The organism is Leptotrichia sp. OH3620_COT-345, assembly GCF_003932895.1.
Taxonomy (GTDB): Bacteria; Fusobacteriota; Fusobacteriia; order Fusobacteriales; family Leptotrichiaceae; genus Pseudoleptotrichia.
Window position 1 is genome coordinate 21321 of the sequence record NZ_RQYW01000007.1, and the last position, 22549, is coordinate 43869.

Consider the following 22549-nt stretch of genomic DNA (forward strand, 5'->3'; position numbering starts at 1 on the left):
ATTACACAAGTACTTTTTCATCTTCATTATAGCCATTTACAGTTTTCTGTAAGCCCTTTTTAATATTTCCGTCATGTCCCGAATTCTTTTTCTTTTTTCTGTATTTTCTCATGAGATATACTAACGGGCTTGCCACAAATATTGAAGAATATGTACCGAAGATCATACCTATAAACAAAGCCGTATTAAATGTTTTCAAAGAATCTCCTCCGAATATAAGAAGTATTGTTATGGAAAGTAGTGTTGTCAGTGAAGTAAATAATGATCTCATATAAACCTGATTTACACTTTCCTGAATAATTTCACCGAAGTCCTTTGTTTTTCCATTTTTGGCATCATTTTCCCTAATTCTGTCAAATACTACGATAGTATCATTCATAGAATACCCTAAAATAGTAAGTATTGCTGCAATAAAAGGAGTATTTATTTCATATTTCAGAAATGCTATCAGCCCCATTGCTATTATTACATCATGTAATACCGCAAGTACTCCTGCTATGGCATAAACAAACTCAAATCTTATAGTAATATAAATAATTATAAGTAAACTTCCTATAAGCAGAGCTGTCATAGCATTCGAAGTCAGTTCTTTTCCTATTGTAGGACCTACAGTATCATATTTGACAAGTTCATATTTCCCCGTTTTTTCATCCAACGCTTTCAAAACATTTTTTTTCTGTAATTCCGTCAACTGTTCAGTTCTTAGAACTACTGTATTATCTTCAGAGTATTGCAATCTTCTACTTTTCAACTGCGGAATTTCTCCTGCAAGACTGTCAAGAGCGCTATTTAAAGCTTCCTTATTGATTGCTTCTGCATAATCCAATTGAAGCAGATCTCCTCCTTTAAAGTCAACCCCTAAATTCAGTTTCACGGTAAAGAATAAAATAATAGAAACTAAAACCATAACAGCTGAAAAACTTAAATAATATTTTCTTAATTGTATTACTTTTAAATTCATTATTTTACTCCTTTCCAGAATAACTGTTCTTTTTTTATTTTAAATGTTGATATTATAAGTTTAAAGAGTACTTTTGTTATAAATAATGCAGTAACTATTGTAATGACCACTCCTAATGTAAGCGTAACCGCAAATCCTTTTACAGGTCCCGTACCGAAAAAGAATAATACCGAAGCTACCAGTAGTGTTGTTATATTTCCGTCAAGTATTGCAGGAAGACCGTTTTTAAAGCCGTTTTCCACCGAATCTTCAAGAGAATATCCTTTCTTCAATTCTTCCTTTATTCTTTCAAATGTAATAACATTTGCGTCAACAGCCATTCCTAAAGTCAATATAAATCCTGCTATCCCCGGAAGCGTAAGTGTCGCCCCTATCATACTGAAAGAAGCCAGCACTAAAAATCCGTATATTGCCAAAACTGCATCAGCTATTAATCCCGGTATTTTATAAATTATGAACATAAATAAAGAAATCGCTATCATTGCTATTATTCCTGCCATTTTTGTCTGCTGTATGGATTCATTTCCTAATGTAGCTCCTACAGTTCTTGTTTCAAGTATTTTTATATTTACAGGTAATGCTCCCGATTTCAACAAATTTGTCAATGCTTTTGCATCTTCAGGGTCATTTGTAGTTATTACTCCTCTTCCCCCCGGTATTTCAGAATTTATTCTCGGTGCCGATTGCTCTTTACCGTCAAGCATTATAGCTAACTGTCTATCAATATTTTCTCTTGTAATTTTTGCAAATTTTTCCGCTCCTTCACCGTCCAGTTCAAATGCCACTTCAGGTTGTCCGAACTGTCCTTGAGAAAGATTTGCATTTTTTATGGCAGAACCTTCAAGAAGTGTAGGTCCGTATGTTCCGTCTTCATTTTTAATTTTAAATTCCAATTTAGCTGTAGTCCCTATTAAATCAATAGCTTTCTGAGGATCTTTAATACCTGCAAGCTCCACTATAAGTCTGTCATTTCCGTTTATTTGAATTACAGGCTCGGAAACTCCGAGACTATCTACACGTCTTTCTACTATATCCCTTACTTTATCCATAGTATCCGCCTCCACTTTTCCCTGAGCCTGTAATACTACATATGTTCCTCCTCTTAAATCAAGTCCTAACTTTATTCCGCTATTGTACAATATTATTCCGGGAATAATAAGTATTACCAGCAGCAGAATATAATGTATCATTTTATTCTTCATTACTCACCTTTCCACAAATATAAATTTGTTATTTTTATTTATCTTTTAAATTAAATATTTATTTTATTGTATCCAGATATTTCTGTAATATTATGGAAGCTGCTACCATATCTACTACTTTACGTCTTTCCTTTCCATTTTTTTTGGAATAATTTTTTAAATAACGCTCCGCTTCAGTAGTTGTATATCTTTCATCTACCATAAATATTTCTATATCAGGTATTTCTTTTTTTATTTCTTCGACAAATTTTTCAACTTTTTCTACTTGACGTTTTTCTGTTCCGTCAAGACTCTTAGGAAGTCCGACTACTATTTTTTTTGTATTCTCTTCTTTTAATATTTCTTTTAATCTCTCAATAGGATTTACAATATTTCTATCCATTACTTCAAGAGCAGTGGCAAGAATACCCAAAGGATCGGATTTTGCAACTCCTATCCGAACATCTCCCACATCGAGACCGATAAATTTTTTCATATTTTTCCCTTTTCATATTTTTTAATTGTGAATATATCATGCAAGTTTTGAAGCAACATATTCTTTACTTTTTTCCACAGCTTCTTTTACGGCATTTCCGTTTTTTCCTCCGGCCTGAGCAAAGTCGGGACGTCCTCCTCCATTACCGTCTGCTGCCTGTGCCATAATTTTTACAATATCTCCCGCTTTAATTCTTGATGTGAGATCTTTTGTAACCCCTACTACAAATACCGCCTTTTCATTGTCAGAGCCGAGGATAACTATTCCACTTCCAAGTTTTTCTTTACCTCTGTCCACTATTTCTTTTAATTCTTCAATACTTTTGTTTTCAAAGGCTTTAACTAAAACTTTTACTCCTGAAATATCTTCGGTTTTTTCAAAAAGATCATTTATCTCATATTTCAAAACTCTACTTTGTAGTTGTATATAGGATTTTTCAAGATTTTTAAATTCTGTCTTGAACTTTTTCAAAACTTCAATTATATTATTTTCGTCCGACTTCATCGTTGAAGATATTTCTGCCAGTTTCGCTTCCACTTCATTTACATAATCCAGACTTTTGTGGCCTGTAGTGGCTGTAATTCTTCTTACTCCTGATGAAATCCCCGTTTCAGATTCTATATTAAAAAGTCCTATTTCACCTGTGGACTGTACATGTGCCCCACCACATAATTCTATAGAAAATCCGGGTATCTCCACTACTCTGACTACATCTCCGTATTTATCCGAGAAAAGTGCCATTGCCCCTCTATCCTTAGCCTCCTGAATATTTTCATAACCTATTTTCATTTTTATATTTGAAAGTATTACATTATTCACTTCAGCTTCTATTTCTTCTATAATTTCTTTAGAAATAGCTTCATAGTGGGAAAAGTCAAATCTCAACTTATCACTTTCTACAAGGGATCCTGATTGTTCTACGTGAGTTCCCAACTTTTCTCTCAATACTTTATGAAGTATATGTGTCGCAGTATGATTTCTCTGAATGTCTTTCCTTCTTTCAATATCAATTTCCATTTCCACTGTTGTATCTTCAGGAGGAATAATGCCTTTCACTACTTCGACCTGATGAATGAATATATCTTTTTTCTTAACGACATCAATTATTCTCCCTTCAAATTCACCTGCAGTTATTTTACCTGTATCCGATACCTGTCCTCCAGACTCCGCATAAAAAGGAGTTCTGTCAAATATCATTTCATATCCGCTCATACCTTCACTTTTAGCAACATACAATATTTTCCCTTTATCTAAAAACTTTTCATATCCTGTAAATTCAGTTTTTCCATGTTTTTCAAAAAATTCATCAATAAAGTCATCTTTAATCATGTCAGATATCGTAACACGGCTTCTCTGGGATCTTGTTACCTGTTCTTCCAATCTTTTTTCAAAATCTTCTTCAGAAACTTCTATTCCGTTATTATTTAAAATAAGTTTTGTTAATTCAAAAGGAAATCCGAATGTATCGTACAACTTGAAAGAAATTTCCGAAGATAATTTTTTTCCGTTTTCATTTTTTAACTTTTTTATTTCATCAAAAAGCATTTCAGTTCCGTTTTTCAATGTCGTAGAAAATCTCTCTTCTTCTATTTTTATTACTTTTTCTATGTATTCTTCCTTTTCAGACAATTCAGGGTAGGCTTCTTTCATAGTCTCCACTACATAAGAAACTATTTTATGTAGAAATATATCTTCCTTTTCAAATACTTTACCTTTAGCAACACTCCCTACTCCAAATGCTCTTCTTATTATTTTCCTTAATATATACCCTCTCCCCTCATTTGATGGCAATACTCCGTCACTTATAAGAAAAACTGAGGCTCTTATATGATCGGCAATTATTTTTACCGTTTCATCGTATTTTTCTTTCTCCACTCCAAGAATTTTTTCAATTCCTTTGATAATGGGCATAAATAAATCAGTTTCAAAATTATTTTTTTTATTTTGAACAACAGAAGCTATCCTTTCAATTCCCGCCCCCGTATCTATATTTTTTTCGGGCAAAGAAACTAATGTGCCGTCTTCAAGCCTGTTCCATTCAGTAAATACCAGATTCCATATTTCAAGAAATCTATCCCCTTCATCTCCGGGCTTACAGTTTATTTCTTCATTATTTTCCCCCATATTTTGAGTATCATAGTAAATTTCACTGCATGGACCGCACGAACCTACAGGACCTGCCGCCCACCAGTTATCATCTTCTCCTAATCTTACAAGTCTTTCTTCAGGAATACCTATTTCTTCATTCCATATTTTATATGCTTCGTCATCAGTTTCAAAAACCGAAACCCAAAGTCTTTCTTTATCCAGTTTCAAAATTTTCGTTATATATTCCCATGACCATTCAATAGCTTCCCTTTTAAAATAATCACCAAAGGAAAAATTTCCAAGCATTTCAAAAAATGTATGATGTCTTGGTGTCTTCCCCACATTTTCCAAGTCATTGGTTCTTATACATTTCTGATATGTAGTTATTCTTTTAAAAGGTGCTTCCTTTTCTCCAAGAAAAAACGGCTTAAAAGGAACCATTCCCGCCACTGTCAGCAATAAACTTTTATCATCAGGTATTAGTGAAGCACTTTCAAAATGCTTATGTTCTTTGGACTTAAAAAAATCAATAAAACTTTTTCTCAATTCATTTCCCGTCATTCATTTTCTCCTTAATTTTTACTTTTATTTAATTTCTATTTTTATTTTCTTATTGTTAATCCAGCTTAAAGTTATCTCCTAAATATACTTTTCTTGCAGTTTCATTATTGGCAATTTCTTCCCCGTTTCCTGATATGAGTATGGTTCCCTCAGCCATAATGTAAGCTCTTTCAGTAATTCTCAACGTTTCTCTCACATTATGATCGGTTATCAATATTCCAAGACCCTTTTCTTTCAATTGTATAATAATATTCTGTATATCTTCAACTGCAATAGGATCGACTCCTGCAAAAGGCTCGTCAAGAAGTATAAAATCCGGATTTGTAGAAATGGTTCTCGCTATTTCCACACGTCTTCTTTCTCCCCCTGAAAGGGCATATCCTAAACTTTTTGCCACATGAGATAACTTGAATTCTTCTATAAGATTGTTCATTTTTTCTATTCTTTCTCTTTTAGGAATACCTCTCATTTCCAGAACTGAAACAATATTTTCTTCAACAGTCAGATTTCTAAAAACTGAGGCTTCCTGAGGAAGATATCCTAGCCCCATTCTTGCTCTTTTATACATAGGAAAATTTGTTATATCCTCCCCGTTATAAGTCACTCTTCCGTTATTCGGTTTGATAATCCCCGTTATCATATAGAATGTTGTAGTTTTTCCTGCACCGTTAGGACCGAGAAGTCCTACTACTTCACCTTTTTCCATATTTAAACTGACATTTTTCACAACTTCTCTGTTTTTATATATTTTTTTCAAATTATCGGCTTCTATGCTGATTTTTCTACTCATTGTATCTCCCGCTATTCAATATTTCCTTTTTTAAAAATTATTTTTAAAATTGTTTTCTGTGTTCAACATTCTCATATTTAAGTACCGCTGTAAGTCCTTTTGTCCCCGTTTCCTTTCCTGAAGCCTGACTTTGTCGTATCCATGTAATAGGGACATCCAGAGTTCCCTTTGCAACATTTATCTTTACACTATCAGGTAAGTTTCGTCCTATTTCAGGTACATAAATATTTCTTGCTGCTCTTTCCAACATCTCATTTACTGTTTCTGCCGGAATATTTACATTAAAAGTTTTTTCCCTTTCTTCAGAACCGGCTCTTACAACTGCTTTTAATACAACATTCCTGTCTCTTCCACCGAGAAATTCCTTATTTATCTTTCCTGTAACAGCTAAAAAGTTCGAATCTGAAGAATTCCACTTTATATTTACCTGAGTTTCATTCGAAGCTCTTATTGATTTCGGAAGTTCTATTTTAGATTTTCTGTTTACTTCATTTTGAGAAACTGACAGTTTTTTTATGACTTCTTCTACCGCTTCAGTATCTTTAGGATTTGCCTTTCCCGAATTTACAGCCCCATTCTGAACATAATACTCCATTTTTATATTTCCGTCATTTTCAAGTATTTTTTTATTAATATCATAAACTGCTTTTTTAGAGGACACTTTAGTTTTCCCCTGATAAGTCGTCACATTTCCGAATAAAATCACTTTCTTCTCTTTCATATTGACAGTCGCTTTATCCGCACTCGTGTTTAAATTTACAAACTGAGGTAATTTACTTACTATTTTTACATTATTCTGTGCATTGCCGATTTCACTGTTCAAATCCAAATAAAGAAAATTTGAAGTCATTTGTGTTTCATTTCTGAAGTCAAGTACCACTTGATCTCTTGCTAACACCAAATTTTTCGAAGTATCTATTTCATTATACTGAGAATCAAGATTCACTTCTTTATATACCATATGGACATTTTCCTTTATTTCACTCCGCGTAATACTCATATCGTTGTTACTGTGAGACAGGAAATATATCTTTGCAGTATTCCCTCTAAAATGGACTGCTTCATAATCTACAAGCTTTGTCGGATTGTTTACAAAGTCCTTTACATTTCCTCTTATTTTCCCATTTATATTTCCGTCAAATCTGAATTCTTTTTTCTCGAAACTTCCCTCTCCCGTTTTTGAATTTATTCTATCACCCTGAACACTGGTCATTACCATATTATTTGCGAAAATATTTTTTACTATCGTATTCATTGTACCACTTGAACCATTGACGGTAAAATTCTGTTTTGTCACGGAAAAATTACTTGTCAGTGTGGCATCTCCCGTTTTAAATAGATACACAAGTCCCGATCCATTCATTTTATAATCGTCATAATTCATTGTATAATACTGATTGGTAGTCAAGATTTCATTAGCAAGATCATAGACTCCGCTTCGAAATGTTCCTGTAGAATTTCTGGGAAAATAATTAAATTTTCCGTTTCCGTCTGCATTGGCAATCTGTTTTACTTCGTCATAAAATACATGATCAGCTTTTACATTCAAATCTTTATTCTTGTAATCTACATTTCCTCTTGCATCTACTTGCTTTTTTTCTATAAAATATAATCCTCTGTTTGCTGAAATATCACTTTTTTGATCTTTATATTTTACGTTTCCTTCAGCTTCAGCTTGTTTATTTATATCATTATATTTTATTTTATCGGCTTTAAGTTCTTTTTCCTCTTTTTTATATATAACATTTCCTGTTCCTATTATTTCTTCAAATTTGACTGTTGTTTGAACTTTATCTGCTTCCAGCTCTGTTTTATCTTCATTATTTACAATTTTTGTCCTAGTATCGGAAATAATCAAATCTCCTTCTTTTTTATAGTCTATATGATTTGTAAATATATTCCACTTGTTGTCTTTTGTCCTTCCTGTAACATTATTTTTCAAAGTTATGTCAGATGTCTTCGTATTAACTTCTCCATTTTTTGCAGATATAAGCATATCCTTTTTCAGCAAGTCTATTACAACCCCTTTAAATCTTATAATTCCATCTCCCTGATTCTGAGCTCCTATCTGCTCATCGGCATATATTACTGCATCATCTTTAAGTTTATATACGACATTTTTAGCTTTCATCTCCTGTTTCATCTTTTCCACAGGAGTTTCTATTTTCTTGAAAAACACTGCATATAAAAAATATAATACAATAATTATCAAGCCGCCGTAAGCTATTTTCTTCCACATTATTTTTTCTCCTCTAATTTTGCTTTTATTTCAGATAAAAATTTTAATGCTTCCATAGGTGTGATATTGTTTATATCTTTATTTTCAATATCATATATAACTTCATCCGCTATTTTGTCACTTTTATCTTCAATATAAAAGTCAGGATTATAGCCTTCATATTGCTCTTCAATTTCAAGAACCTGCCCAAAAAGAGAAAGCTGTTGAACATCTATTGTCTTTTCTATAAGCTCTTTTTTTTGTTCAAGTCTGTGAAGTATTTTTCTGCTTTCGTGCAAAATTTCTTTAGGAAGTCCTGCAAGCCTTGCCACTTCTATGCCATATGACTTATCTGCACCACCTTTGACAATATTTCTGAGAAACATTACTTTCCTCGATTTCTCCTCTACCTCTATACGATAATTTACAATATTTTCATATTTATTTTCAAGTTCTGTAAGTTCATGATAGTGAGTGGCAAATATTGTCTTAGCTTTTATATTTTCATGGATATATTCCGAAATCGCAGTGGCAATGGAAACTCCGTCAAATGTGGAAGTTCCCCGTCCTACTTCATCAAGAATGATGAGACTTTTTTCAGTAGCACTGTTTATAATATTGGAAACTTCACTCATTTCTACCATAAACGTACTCTGTCCTGTAAGAATATCATCAGAAGCTCCTATTCTCGTAAGATATTTATCTACAACAGACAATTTAGCCTTTGTTGCAGGTACATAAGAACCTATTTGTGCCATTATACATATAAGTGATACTTGCTTCATATATGTGGACTTCCCTGACATATTCGGACCTGTCAATACTGCAAATCTCTCTTTTTCAGTAAACATCGTGTCATTTGAAACAAAATCCGATCTTCCTATAAGTTTTTCCACTACAGGATGTCTGCCGTCTCTTATGTCAATAGAAAACTCTTCGGTAATTTCAGGTCTGATGTAATTGTTTTCTATGGCTATTGTAGAAAACGAAATTATTACATCAAGATAGGCAAGTTTTTCAGCAAGTTTTGACAAAAGTGATTTCTCTTCTTTAACCTTACTACTCACTTCCTTAAATAAATAATACTCCATATCTTCAATTTTTGCCTTTGAATTTATAATGGTGTCTTCATATTTTTTCAGCTCGGGAGTAACAAATCTTTCGGCATTTGTAAGTGTTTGTTTTCTTATATATGTATCAGGTACCAAATCTAAATTGGACTTTGTGACTTCTATAAAATAACCGAAAACTTTGTTATACTTTATTTTCATATTTTTTATACCGGTAGCTTCTTTTTCTTTCCTTTCAATTTCCAATAAAAAATCTTTTCCGGAATTCATTATACAATGTATTTCATCAAGCTCTTCATTATATCCTCTTTTTATTATATTTCCTTCTCTCACTGTAAAAGGAGCATTTTCATCTATACTTTCTTCAATAAGTTTATAAATATTTTCCAGTACATTTATATTTATCTCATCAAAAAAAGGTGTATTCTTTAAAATATTTATTATTTCTATTGATGCTTTTACAGTATTTTTTAATGCTATCAAATCTTTACCATTTTCATTTCCGAATATAATTTTCCCTAAAAGTCTTTCCAAATCATATATATTTTCAAGCTTTTCCTTTAAGTCTTCACGTATAAGAATGTTATCAATAAAATACTGAACATTATTCTGTCTTTCATTTATTTCACCTATATTCAGTAAAGGATTATTTATGTATCTTTTCAGGAGTCTCGTTCCCATTGAGGATTTACACTTATCCAAAACCCACAATAGAGAACCGTATACAGTTTTTTCTCTCTGATTTTTAGTAAGTTCCAGATTTTTTCTCGTTATAGAATTTATTTCCGCATAATTTGATACATTTAAAAATTCTATTTTTTCAACTGTCAGATTATTTTCTACCTGCATTGTCACGGCATAATCCAATACAATGGCAGCAGCTTCTATTACTGATTTTTTCTCTTTTATACCGTAACTTTCAAGAGAGACTACACCGAAATAATCTGTCAACAGTTTTTCCGAGTCCCTCACTTTATTTACAAAACTTACTGTTGCATTATTTTTCTGGATAAAATCATCAATTCTTTCTTTTATCGTCTCATAAAAAGAATTTGTCAAAAGTATTTCTTTCGGTTCTATTTTATTTAACTCATTGAAAAGCCTAAGACAGTCGGAATCATTTTCAATTTCAGTTACTTTAAATTCTCCTGTAGTAATATCTATATACGCTATTCCTATTTTATTTTCAACTACTTTTATACTCATTAAATAATTATTACTTTTTGAGTCAAGTGAATCCACATCAATAACCGTTCCCGGAGTTATAATTTTGACTACTTCCCTTTTCACTATCCCTTTTGCAGATTTCGGATCCTCAATCTGTTCACAGATAGCTACTTTATAGCCTTTAGATATTAATTTTGATATATATGAGTTTGCAGAATGATAAGGTACTCCCGCCAAAGGGACATTTTCATTTTTCTCCTTATTTCTTGATGTCAGTGTAAGTCCCAGTTCTTTTGATGCTTTTATTGCATCTTCAAAAAACATTTCATAAAAATCTCCTAACCTGAAAAACAATATGGAATCTTCATATTCTGCTTTTATTTCTTTGTATTGTTTCATTAACGGTGTTTCTTTCATTACAAATCCCTCTATTTCCAACTTATATTTTCATTGATATTTTTTCATATAAGTATAGCATAAATCAAGTATTATTTCCACTTCTATTGATAATTTCAAAGAAATATAGTAAAATTTAACGGAGCAGGAATTAATCAAATACATTATAAATTTTATTTATTGCTTATTCCATGCTTGAATGGCTGTATTTTTAATATTTACCAAAGTTTAAATTTTTTTATGTTTAAAAGTATAGTCGGATTAAAAAAACGAAAGGAAAAAATTAAAATTTATGACAAAAGAAAAAAAGCAGGAATATCTCGTTATTTCATTCTTACCTTTTATTATGTTGATTTACTCACTCATTCTATCTACTCCTTTTAAATTGTATGAAGGAATAAAAAATATTCTTTTATCGGACGGGATTCTGCTGACCGACTACTTTATAATAGGAGGTAAAGCTGCCGCTATTTTTAATGCTTCTGCTATAACATTGATAAATATTTATCTTTTATATAAAATGGACATGAAAATAAACGGTTTAAATATATCAGGTATATTTTTAATGTTCGGATTTTCATTTATGGGCAAAAACCTTTTGAATATTATACCCTTCTATATCGGGGCATACCTTTATGCGAGAATGAACGGGAAAAGTTTCAAAACTGTTGCTGTAGTATGTATGTTTTCGACTTCTCTTTCACCCTTTGTAAGTGTATTGGCAGAAGCTTACGACTATTCTCTGCCGGGTATTTTAGCCGCTCTTATTTTAGGAACCGTTTTAGGATTTATTGTTCCGATAATCTCTGTTCATATTCTTCCTATACATGGTGGTTTCAGTTTATATAACACGGGATTTGCAGCGGGACTTGTAGCAATTGTTTCATATTCTGTCCTGAAAGCTTCAAACATCAGTGTATCCTTTAAGAAATCTTTTATTGAGACTATGGATTACGAAATGTTGCTATTATTTATGGGTGCCTACTTATTTTATATAGTTTATGGCTATGTTAAAAATGGATATTCCTTTAAGGGGTTGAAAAACTTGTTATCCCACTCAGGAAGGCTTGTAAGTGACTTTACCGTCACAGAAGGTTTTCCCATTGTTATTATGAATATGGGAATACTGGGATTTTTATGTTTAGGAATAATATTTCTTTTATTTCCTATGTTTAACGGTCCCATCTTATCAGGAATGCTTACTGTAGTCGCATTTGCAGGTTTCGGAAAACATATAAAAAATGTTTTGCCTGTAATAATTGGAGTAGTTGCAGCATTTTATATATTTAAGACCGATACTTCATTAACCGCTTTTGCAGTTACTTTGTTTTTTTCAACTACCCTTGCACCTATAAGCGGAAAATTCGGTATTCTGGCAGGAATTACAGTAGGATTTTTAAACTACTGTCTGGTTTTAAACATAGGAGCTGCACATGGAGGATTAAATCTTTATAATACAGGACTTGCAGCAGGTATAGTAGCAAGTGTAAGTGTCCCTATACTTCAATTTTTTCAAGGAGGTCAAAATTAAAAATGAAGACTAATATTAAAATTATTTCTAAAATTGTAAGTGAAATTACTTCTTTTTATTTAGGAAACGGGGTGGAAGACTTTCACATTAAAATTGATAAAAAAGCTGAAAAAAATGAATATGTAATTTACACTCACGGATTTACAAAGCTATCCGAAAAAAGAGTTGACGAAATGAAAAAACTCATGTCCGTTCATCATGATATGGAATATGACGAGTATTGGGAATTAATGGGTGAAGGTGAAGCTGCAGATGAGCTGATACTCGTTGCAAGAATTTGCGATTCTGTTATTATTCAGTATGAAAACGGAATATTGGAAATTATTTTAAGAAAAAGCATATAATTTATATAAATCGACTGAAAATCATATATGTTATATACATAAAAATATATGATTTTTCAGTTTATTTTAATATTAATCTGATAATATGGTCATATATTAAAAATATATTATCTTTTTAACAACATAAACTAAATGGAGGAATTAATATGAAAAAAATTTTCACTGTATTTTTTCTTTTTTTATCGGCACTTTCTTTTTCGGAAAATGTCATTAGGAAAATAAGTGTTACAGGCAATTCCGAAAGAGATGTCATGCCCGATACTGCAAAAATTTCCTTTCAGATAAATGTGAAAAATGAAAACCTGAATACTGCTACAAAGGAACTTCGACAAAAAGTCGATAAATTTAAAGCAGCTCTTAAATCAAAAAAAATAAATTCGACAGAATTTGAAACAATTTCTTTTTATAATAAGAAACAGAAAGATTACGAAAATGATAATAACGACTTTTACTATACTGAAGACATTCAGGAAGATTTCAAAGGAAAAAAAACTGCTTCAGAACCTGACAAAAAAAAGAAAAAACCGGTTTCATATACTATATATATGACAGTTATAATAAAAAATACCGATTTCGGAAAAATTTCAGATCTGATAGAATTTTCGGATAAAAACGGAATCAACAAAATTAAAAAAATTGATAATACACCTGACTCTTATTACTTTACTCTAAGTGAAACCGATACTACTTCGGAAAAAGCTCTCAATAAAATATCCGACAAATTCCTTTCAATAAGGAGAAAACTCCTTTCAACGGGAATTTCTGAAAGTAACCTTGTGTTCAATAATTTTAAAGTTATTGAAAATGAAAATATACAAACAAAAAACACGAAAGATATATTTGTAGTAACCGAAATTTTTACCGTAACTACAAAAAATCTGAAAAATCTGAATGATATCATTTCCCTTGCAGACGAAAACTCCATTAACATCGGTGGAACTATTTCCTTTGATATTTCCAATAAAGAACAACTTGCTTCGGAAATGTATAATGAAGCTTTTAATCAGGCAAAATATAAAGCTGTAAGCATACTAAAATCAAGTAATATGAAACTTTCTTCTCCTCTTGTAGTAAGTGAAGATATAGCTTTTCAACAGAAAATGATAAATCGTATTGATGAAGAATGGAGCGTATCTGCTGCTTCTGCAACTTCAATGAAAAGCAGAGCCATAGTCGGAAATTCTATTCAAGCTGCAGAATATTCAGACAATTTCTCTAATAAAGTGGACTATACACCAAAACCGATTAAACTTTCTCAAAATATATCGGTTATTTATGAAATAAAATAATTTTATGAAAGAGGTTGAACACAATGAAAAAAATTATAACTTTACTTTTTCTAGTATGCTCGGCATTTTCTTTTTCAGATACTGCTTCAGGAAAAAGAATACAAGTCAGAGGAACATCTGTAAAGGAACTTGCACCTGCTTCGGCTAAAATACATTTTAATATTGTTACAGAAGGAGAAAATCTTGAAAAAGCATCTAAAGAAAATTCCGATATACTGGCTAAATACAAAAGTTTATTAAAGAAAACAAATACGAAGTACGAAAAGATAGAATCTACAGATTACTCTACTTATAAAAACTATACTTGGGAAGCAGTCACTGTAAATCAGGGGAAAAAATCATTTCAAACTACATTGACAATAGAGACTTCTCCTTTCAATACCGATTTACTGAAAAATTTTATGGATATTCTTATTCAGAAAGACATTTTTAGCATAGACAGAACACCTAACGGAAACTATAGTTTCAATATAGTAACTGAAGATACCGACAATAAATCTTCCTACCGTAAAGCTCTCGATATTTTTAATGATATACATAAAAAATTGGTTTCAAAAGGTTTCAGTCAGTCTGCTGTCAAAATAGGAGGATATGAGAACAAAGAAGTCAATCTTGAAGATAAAAAAACTGTAAAAAAAGAAAAACACATAGTTTCCCATTCCATAGAAGTAAATACAAGAGATATGAAAAATTTGGGAAATGTAATAAATCTGGCTCATTCTCTGGAAATAAGCTCCACAGGCGTTATAGAGTATGACATTGACAATAAACAACAACTTGAAGATCAATTATATGAAACTGCTTACAAAGAAGCATTGAAAAAAGCTCAAAATATTCTTAATAAAACAGAACTCAAATTAAAAAAACCCGTAACAATAACGGATAATTCAAACGGAACTATAAAACCTTATTATTCTTACTATAACAGAAATTACACAAACGGTTATAATTCCGCTATATTGAAAAAAAGTGATACGGAACTTATAGAAAAAGCACAGCAAAATTCCGTAATAATAAATCCGCAAAAATATACTTTTTCAAAATCAGTATACATAGAATTTGAAATGAACTAAAACATAATGTTTTAATAATTTACAGAAATATAAGAAAAACAGAAAACTATACAGTTACAATTATAAATATAAAATATCCGGTTTATTTTAAATTACAGCTTTTCGCTGTCTTTAAAGCTGACATTGATTTTAAAATCCCGATTTCATATACAAGCATACAATAAGTTAGTTAAGTATTTTTTCTATAAACAGAAATTTTATTACGAAAATTCAGGATTTTCATAGATACTGAAATTAGGACTGTTCTGAAAAAAAATTTATACATTTTTTCAGAAACGGTCTTTTTTATTTTGTTTGTTTTGAATAATTACGGTTTTTATGATAATATTTAAAAAACTACAGTTTCAGAAAGGATCGAAATATGAAAAATTTAATATTAATGACAGACTCTTATAAAATGACACATCCTAAACAATATCCTGAAAATATGACATATATGCATGACTATATAGAAAGTCGGGGAGGGCTATACGGTTATACGAAATTCTTTGGATTGCAGTATTATTTAAAAGAATATCTTACTAAAACCGTAACCGAAGAAATGGTCAAAGAAGCTGAAGAAATATGCACACTTCACGGATTACCTTTTTTTAAAGACGGTTGGAACTATATCGTAAAAAATTTGAACGGAAAACTCCCCCTCAGAATAAGGGCCGTTCCTGAAGGTGCCGTAGTAAAAAATCATAACGTTCTTGTAACTATAGAATCTACAGACTCTAATGTCCCCTGGATTGTCGGTTGGGTTGAAACATTATTGCTGAAAATATGGTATCCTATTACTGTAGCTACATTTTCATATAAAGCAAAACAAATTATAGAATATTTTTTAAAAGAAACCGGGGACAATGTAAAAGATGAGCTTCCTTTTAAGCTACATGATTTCGGATACAGAGGAGTTTCCAGTGAAGAAAGTGCAGGAATAGGCGGACTTGCCCATTTAACTAATTTTATGGGAACGGATACTCTTCAATCACTTGTATTCGCTAAAAAATATTATCATAGTGAAATGGGCGGCTTCAGCATTCCGGCTTCGGAACACAGTACAATGACTTCATGGACAAGAAAATATGAAAAAGAAGCTTATGAAAATATGCTTGATTCTTTTCCGAACGGAACTATAGCAATAGTCCTTGACAGTTATGACTACTTTAATGCAGTGGAAAATATAATCGGAAAACAGCTTCGTGAAAAAATACAGAATAGAAACGGTATCCTTGTCATAAGACCTGACAGTGGAGATGCGATTACAAATATATTGTTTGCCCTTGAAAGCCTTGAAAACAACTTTGGATATACTATAAATTCCAAAGGATATAAAGTTATTAATAAGGTAAGAATTATCCAAGGAGACGGAATTAATGAAAACATTATATGGGATATTTACAAATCTCTTAAAGATAACGGATATTCAGCTGAAAATGTAGCTTTAGGTTGTGGAGGTTCTCTTCTTCAGGGAAATTCCGATTCTCACATAAATAGAGATACTCACAAATTTGCTATGAAATGTAGCTGTATAAAAATAGGTGACAAAATAACAGATGTATATAAAAATCCAATTACGGATAGAGGAAAAGTAAGCAAAAAAGGACGTCTTGATCTTATAAAAACAGAAAGTGGAAATTATACGACTGTTAATATTTCTCATTTAAAAGAAAATAAATATCATAAAAACTCGGTTTTGGAACTTGTTTATGAAAACGGTATTTTAAAAAAGGATTATACTCTTGATGAAGTAAGAAGTAACGAGTATCTACTTTTTTCTCCTAGTAATATACTTAACCTTTTTTCTAAAAAAGAGTAAATTAAAAACTATTAATTCAAATTTTGTGGATTTTAAATAATATTTATTTGCTATCAAAACAAAAAAGATGTTTTTTGATTTTCATTTCTTATATTTTTCTCACTGTTAAATTTAAATATTAAAAAAAAATAAAAAACAATTTTAAGTTAAAGTATAATAATATTAGAAACATATATTTGAATTATAAGAAAAAATCCAAAATTCAAATTATTTCAATAAAAAAATACAGGAATAAACATAAAAAATAACTAGTGAGTTTCTGATTTTTAACGAATGAATATGAAACAATCCAAATCATTAATGTTTTTAAAAGTTTAATAAAAAAGTATGAGGGCTATAATAAGCTCTCAATCCTTTTTTATAAATTCTTCTCTTTTACCTATCTATCAGGACTCCATATTTTTCCTAAAGAAAGAGGCAGTTCTCTTACTTTTTCAGATTTTCCCGCTATCTGTACCATATAAACTTTTCCATTATAATCTATAAAAGACAGCACTGTCATTTCTCCATTACCTAATCCGATCATTAATGTTTTTGACGGATAACTTCCGAAAGTCGAAAGAAATACCACTATCGCTTTACTGTCTATACTTCTACTTAAAAAATATCATACGCTGTCTGTAAAGCATTTCCCGTCATACCACCAGAAACTGTCGCTTTCGATCCGCCAGTTAATGTCATTGAATCCGGAGTAGGTTTATATTTGACTGTTTTAAATCCCTGAGGCTGAATTATATATACTACAGCAGAACTTCCATTTTTTTCGACTCCAGAATGCTGTTATTCCTAAAATTATTATAAAAATTACTGTTAATTTAATCCTTAATTTCATTATTTTCCACTTTGATATAAATTTTATTATTTAACTATATTATGTCTAAATTATGTCTGATTATAAAAAAATCAAGAAATACTAATTTATTTCGATATATATTAGATTTCCTATTCTTTTTTAATGTATAATTTACTACATTTCAGTAATCCGAGAACATTATTATAAATTTTTTTATCCTGTATTTTATAGAAATGATGAATAAACTTATTGACAAAAAATATAAATTTATATATAATTATGACAAAGAAAATATTTGTAATCATTTTAAATTAAAAACAATAACACATAGGAGGAAATAAAATGGCATTAATCGGAAAAAAATTGGAAAATTTTACGGTTCAAGCATATCAAAATGATGAATTTAAAGAAATATCTTTTGAGAAGGACATCTTAGGAAAATGGAATGTTTTTATGTTCTATCCTGCAGATTTCACATTTGTTTGACCCACAGAACTTGAAGATTTGGAAAATCATCACGAAGACTTTAAAAAATCAGGGTTTAATGTTTATTCAGTAAGTACTGATACTCATTTTTCACACAAAGCATGGCATGATAATTCAGAAGCTATCAGAAAAGTAACTTATACTATGATTGGAGATCCTTCAACTGTTCTTTCAAGAATGTTTGAAGTATTAAATGAAGAAACAGGATTGGCTTTAAGAGGAACTTTCATTGTAAATCCTGAAGGAGAAATTGTAGCCTATGAAATAAATTCTGACGGAATCGGAAGAGATGCTTCGGAACTTTTAAGAAGAGCAAAGGCGGCAAAATTTGTAGCTGAAAATAACGGTCTTGTCTGTCCTGCAAAATGGAAAGAAGGAGAAGCTACATTAAAACCGGGATTGGATCTGGTAGGAAAATTATAATTTCAAATTAATATAAAAATCATTTATGAAAGGAGAAGAGATGGCACTGCTTGATGCAAATATCGTTGAACAGTTAAAAACATATTTTGATAAAATTAGCGAACCTATTGAAATTGTTTCTTTTCTGGGAGACTGCAACAAATCAAAAGAACTTGACAGTTTTCTTCTGGAAGTTGATGCTATATCCGATAAACTGAATTATACAAAAAAACTTATAGGCGAAGATAAAGTTTTGGAAGAGAATACAGGGATAACAAGACCTATATCTTTTACGTTACTGAAAAATGGAGAAAGAACAGGAATTAATTTTTACGGAATTCCCGGAGGACATGAATTTAACAGCTTTATTCTTGCAATTTTGGGACTTGCCGGACTTGGAAAAAAACTTGAAGATGAACAGTTGGCTAAAATTCAATCTGTTACAAAACCTTTAAATATTGAAACGTTTATTTCATTATCATGTACAAAATGTCCTGAAGTAATACAGGCTTTAAATGTTATTTCTTTGAGCAACCCGAATATAACAACTTCATTAGTCGACGGAGGCATCTATCCTAATGAAGTAGCTGAAAAAAATATTCAAGGTGTCCCTGTAGTATATATAAACGGAAAGCAGGCAGCTTTGGGAGAGCAATCTATTGAGCAACTTATAACATTAGTTGTCAATGCTTAGTCAATAAATTAAAATAACTATAAAAGGTGTTTTCAGTAAGAAAGTTTTATTTTCTTAATTAAAACACCTTTTATACTTGTTAAAATACTTTATATTTTTTCAGCAAAACCTCTCCAAAATCTCCAATAAATTTATTATGCACTCTAATAAAATATATGTAATTAATTTATTTTAAAATTAAATTATTATAAAATATAAAAACTTCTGTTTTATTTTATCTCCTATTTATTTTTTAACCTTAATTATTATGAAGTTTGAAAATTCACTTATTTAATGAAAACTTTTTAATGTTTAATATTAAAAACTAAAAATTAGAGTAAAATCTGAATTTACCAAGAATTTTTACATATTCAAGAAGCTCAATATCTTTTTCATCTATTTTTGAAACTACACATCTTTTTTCATCTATTCCAAGATCCTTTAATGCAATTTCAAGCTCTCCCTCATATCTTAAATATTTCTCATTACTTATAAGAACATCTCCTCTTTTAATGAATGTATTTTCGCTCTGTTTTTTTTGAATATCAATTTTTTTATTTTTCAATTCTTCTCTGATATATTCCGAAAAATCTTTCCTTGTTTCTCCTATATTTGAAGAAACAGCAACTCTTATAACATACTCCGAATAATCGATCCTATTTTCAAATATTTTACCTGAAAATAACCTCTCACTACTTCTCAGTGGAATAACACCTTTATTTAAGTATTTCAGTTCCATCCATTTTTCATCAGATATATCAATATCACCCACTAAAATTATATCAGTACAGAGAGAAAGCAGTCTAAGACATGATGTCAGAAATCTCCTGTCCCTATGTTCCTCTACTGTAGGAAGTCCTTCATAAACAGGACCTCTTAATTCATCGCCTCTTACAAATGCCATTGTTTTTATCCCGTATTTTTTATATTTCAGATTCTGCTCCTTTAAATACTGTTCCGAAATGCCTGTAAATTTTTTAGGATAAAAATTATGTAAACTTAATATTTTTGAAAAATCAATATTATTTTTCTTCAGATATTCCAAATCTTCTTCTGTTATCGTACTGGCATTTAAAACTATTTTATTTTTTTCTGAAAGTTTTAAAATCTCATCTAATGTTAAACCTTCATCTATCCTTAAATAAATGTTTTCCAAATTGAGATTTACATTATCTTTAGTTACATTATTTATATCCACTATAAGATTAAGATTTTTTTCAGTGCACATTTTCACAATCTGTTCTAATTTAAAATTCTTATTTACTTTTTCTTCAGAAATATTTAAAGACGTAAACACATACTTTGATCCTGATTTTTCAGCTTTATTAATAACATTTTCTATTTTTTTTATATCTGTACTTAGATAAATTGAAAATCCTATTCCAAAATTTTTTTTCATATATTTTCCTACCCTATTTGTCAAATTTAAATTGCTTCAATTCTTCTTTTATCTTCTCGTATTCCGAAGTTATTTTTTCTGTTCTTTTATTTAACAAATTTATCAGTTCAATAACATTTTTTATATCTGCTGAATTTTTATATTTATTATCATTTTTTATCAAATTATATTTTCCTATTATTAACTCTTTTAAAATACCGTTCATTCTTAAATTTGTATCTTTTTTACTGTTCCTATTTGAAAATGCATCTATTATTAACGTACTTATAACTCCATAATTAGTTGTATAATAATGATTTCCATAAAAATCATTAGGCTTTTTAAGAGGATCTATAACTCTTGAATTTTTAGCATTCGTAAGCAATACTATCACCAAATTCTGTGAAGGTTCTATAACTGTAAGTGTTCCTGTCCACCCTGTATGCCCTATTGTTTCACTTGATGCCAATCCTGAAAATGCCCACTTATAAATCCTGTCTCCTTGTCTTCTCCATCCTAATCCGTAACTGGAATTAATGTCCTTAGGTTTTATAAAATTATCCAATGTTGTCTTATCAAAAAATTTAATATCTCCATAACCTCCATCATTTATAATAATTTGAGCCAATTTTGCAACTTCATAAGCATTGGAAAATAATCCCGCATGTCCTGAAACTCCATCCATTGAATAATATGCCTTTTCATCATGAACTTCACCTTGAATAGTATATTTTCTCACATTTATAAAATCTATTGTATTGTCTCTTGTATTTCCATTCAATTCCGTCGCAGCTGTCATATTTTTTTCAATACCGTTTTTTAAAGGATTAAACATTGTCTTACTCAAATTCAGTTTATTATAAATATTTTCTTTTAAGTAAATATCCAAATCTTGAGAAGTAATTTTCTCAACTATTAATCCTAAAAGCATATAATCCACATCGAAATACTTGGTAAATGTTTTAGGCTCATATACTAAAGGAGTTTTTAAAATAGCTTTTTTTACATTTTCCTTGCCTATTGCATATAAATCATTTTTACCGTTGGGAATCCCGTCATCTTTATCATACTTATCATTAAAATATTGAGGATCCGGAGGAAATCCCGCTTGATGTTTCAGCAAATCGTTTATTTGAATTTTTTCTTTATTACTTCCTTTGAATTCAGGAAAAATCTTATATACATAATCGTCTAAATTTAATTTTTTCTCGGAAACAAGTTTCATAACTGCATAATTTGTAGCATACATTTTAGTATTACTTGCTAAATCATAAACTGTTTCATCGGTAACTTTTATTTTATCTTTTATTTCCGTTCCATCCTGATTGTAATTATTTACATATCCGTAGCTTTTCAGAAATTCAAGTTTTCCATCTTTTACAACTGCTATTTGAACTGAAGGAAGTCCCGCTTCAATTTCAGCTTTTATAAATTCATCTAGAAATTTTAGAGTTTCATTATTATAGTCTTTTCCCTGAGATTTCTCAATAATAACAGGATAAGGTATTTTAACATTAACTTTCCCGTTTAAATTTGAAATCTGAAAAATATTTTTATCATTTTCAGTAATTCGGGAAATATCTATTTTCTTCATTCCTTTATCTTTAAAATCATCCGTTTTCAATTTTACCCCATTTATATAAATATCCGCATATTTAAAATTTTCATATTCCAGAATTATATACCCCTGTCCTTTAAAAGCCTTAAATTCGAACATATTATTTGTTAATATGGAATCATCAAAATTTTCTTTACTGACAGGAAAACTTTTTTCCATTTGATAAGAAAATATATTTAAAAATATTACTAAGTTGAATAAAATAAACATTATTTTTTTCATAGGAAACCTCC

The 22549-nt window shown here is 30.3% G+C and carries 17 protein-coding genes; 7 read left to right on the forward strand and 10 right to left on the reverse strand.

Going from position 1 to position 22549, the window contains the following annotated elements; all coding sequences use genetic code 11:
* Position 1 precedes the first annotated feature (1 nt).
* The 7 genes from secF to mutS are packed head-to-tail and all read right to left on the reverse strand — an operon-like array spanning position 2 to position 10949.
* Complete coding sequence (gene secF / locus EII29_RS05500) at positions 2-961, reverse strand: protein translocase subunit SecF (RefSeq protein WP_125236539.1); 960 nt, start codon at positions 959-961, stop codon at positions 2-4.
* The gene (gene secD, locus EII29_RS05505; protein WP_125236540.1) at positions 961-2163 is read right to left on the reverse strand and encodes a protein translocase subunit SecD; all 1203 of its coding nucleotides are present in this window, start codon (positions 2161-2163) and stop codon (positions 961-963) included. The genes secF and secD overlap by 1 nt, the downstream gene beginning before the upstream one ends.
* Positions 2164-2221: 58 nt before the next feature.
* Positions 2222-2638, reverse strand: a complete 417-nt coding sequence (gene ruvX, locus EII29_RS05510) for a Holliday junction resolvase RuvX (RefSeq protein WP_125236541.1) — start codon at positions 2636-2638, stop codon at positions 2222-2224.
* A 36-nt stretch (positions 2639-2674) separates the two neighbouring features.
* Positions 2675-5287 (reverse strand): alanine--tRNA ligase, encoded by a 2613-nt coding sequence (gene alaS / locus EII29_RS05515; RefSeq protein ID WP_125236542.1) that lies wholly within the window; start codon positions 5285-5287, stop codon positions 2675-2677.
* A gap of 55 nt (positions 5288-5342) precedes the next feature.
* Positions 5343-6077, reverse strand: coding sequence for an LPS export ABC transporter ATP-binding protein (gene lptB / locus EII29_RS05520; RefSeq protein ID WP_125236543.1), 735 nt, complete (start codon positions 6075-6077; stop codon positions 5343-5345).
* Between the two features lie 43 nt (positions 6078-6120).
* Positions 6121-8316 carry an LptA/OstA family protein gene (locus tag EII29_RS05525; RefSeq protein ID WP_125236544.1) on the reverse strand — a complete coding sequence of 732 codons (2196 nt, stop codon included), beginning with the start codon at positions 8314-8316 and terminating at the stop codon, positions 6121-6123.
* Positions 8316-10949 (reverse strand): DNA mismatch repair protein MutS, encoded by a 2634-nt coding sequence (mutS, locus tag EII29_RS05530; RefSeq protein ID WP_125236545.1) that lies wholly within the window; start codon positions 10947-10949, stop codon positions 8316-8318. The genes EII29_RS05525 and mutS overlap by 1 nt, the downstream gene beginning before the upstream one ends.
* A 271-nt stretch (positions 10950-11220) precedes the next feature.
* Between mutS and EII29_RS05535 the strand changes: the two genes are divergently transcribed.
* The 5 genes from EII29_RS05535 (at position 11221) to EII29_RS05555 (ending at position 16966) form a co-directional block, all read left to right on the forward strand.
* Complete coding sequence (locus tag EII29_RS05535; protein WP_125236546.1) at positions 11221-12459, forward strand: DUF1576 domain-containing protein; 1239 nt, start codon at positions 11221-11223, stop codon at positions 12457-12459.
* A 2-nt stretch (positions 12460-12461) separates the two neighbouring features.
* Positions 12462-12803, forward strand: coding sequence for a hypothetical protein (locus EII29_RS05540; RefSeq protein ID WP_125236547.1), 342 nt, complete (start codon positions 12462-12464; stop codon positions 12801-12803).
* A gap of 146 nt (positions 12804-12949) precedes the next feature.
* Complete coding sequence (locus EII29_RS05545) at positions 12950-14092, forward strand: SIMPL domain-containing protein (RefSeq protein ID WP_125236548.1); 1143 nt, start codon at positions 12950-12952, stop codon at positions 14090-14092.
* Between the two features lie 23 nt (positions 14093-14115).
* Positions 14116-15165 (forward strand): SIMPL domain-containing protein, encoded by a 1050-nt coding sequence (locus EII29_RS05550; protein ID WP_125236549.1) that lies wholly within the window; start codon positions 14116-14118, stop codon positions 15163-15165.
* Positions 15166-15526: 361 nt separating this feature from the next.
* On the forward strand, positions 15527-16966 hold the full coding sequence (locus tag EII29_RS05555; protein ID WP_125236550.1) for a nicotinate phosphoribosyltransferase: 1440 nt from the start codon (positions 15527-15529) through the stop codon (positions 16964-16966).
* A gap of 379 nt (positions 16967-17345) precedes the next feature.
* On the opposite strand, the gene EII29_RS05560 is transcribed toward EII29_RS05555, so the two are convergent.
* A complete protein-coding gene (locus tag EII29_RS05560) occupies positions 17346-17537 on the reverse strand; it encodes a hypothetical protein (protein ID WP_125236551.1) in 192 nt (63 codons plus the stop codon).
* Between the two features lie 564 nt (positions 17538-18101).
* On the opposite strand from EII29_RS05560, the gene ahpC reads away from it, so the two are divergent.
* Together ahpC and EII29_RS05570 are read left to right on the forward strand one after the other, a co-directional pair.
* Positions 18102-18668, forward strand: coding sequence for an alkyl hydroperoxide reductase subunit C (gene ahpC, locus EII29_RS05565; RefSeq protein WP_125236552.1), 567 nt, complete (start codon positions 18102-18104; stop codon positions 18666-18668).
* Between the two features lie 40 nt (positions 18669-18708).
* Positions 18709-19341 carry a thioredoxin family protein gene (locus EII29_RS05570; protein WP_125236553.1) on the forward strand — a complete coding sequence of 211 codons (633 nt, stop codon included), beginning with the start codon at positions 18709-18711 and terminating at the stop codon, positions 19339-19341.
* Between the two features lie 304 nt (positions 19342-19645).
* Here EII29_RS05570 and EII29_RS05575 read toward each other — a convergent pair whose 3' ends face one another.
* Positions 19646-20719 (reverse strand): MupG family TIM beta-alpha barrel fold protein, encoded by a 1074-nt coding sequence (locus EII29_RS05575; protein WP_125236554.1) that lies wholly within the window; start codon positions 20717-20719, stop codon positions 19646-19648.
* Between the two features lie 13 nt (positions 20720-20732).
* Positions 20733-22538, reverse strand: a complete 1806-nt coding sequence (gene pbp4b / locus EII29_RS05580; RefSeq protein WP_125236555.1) for a penicillin binding protein PBP4B — start codon at positions 22536-22538, stop codon at positions 20733-20735.
* Positions 22539-22549 lie beyond the last annotated feature (11 nt).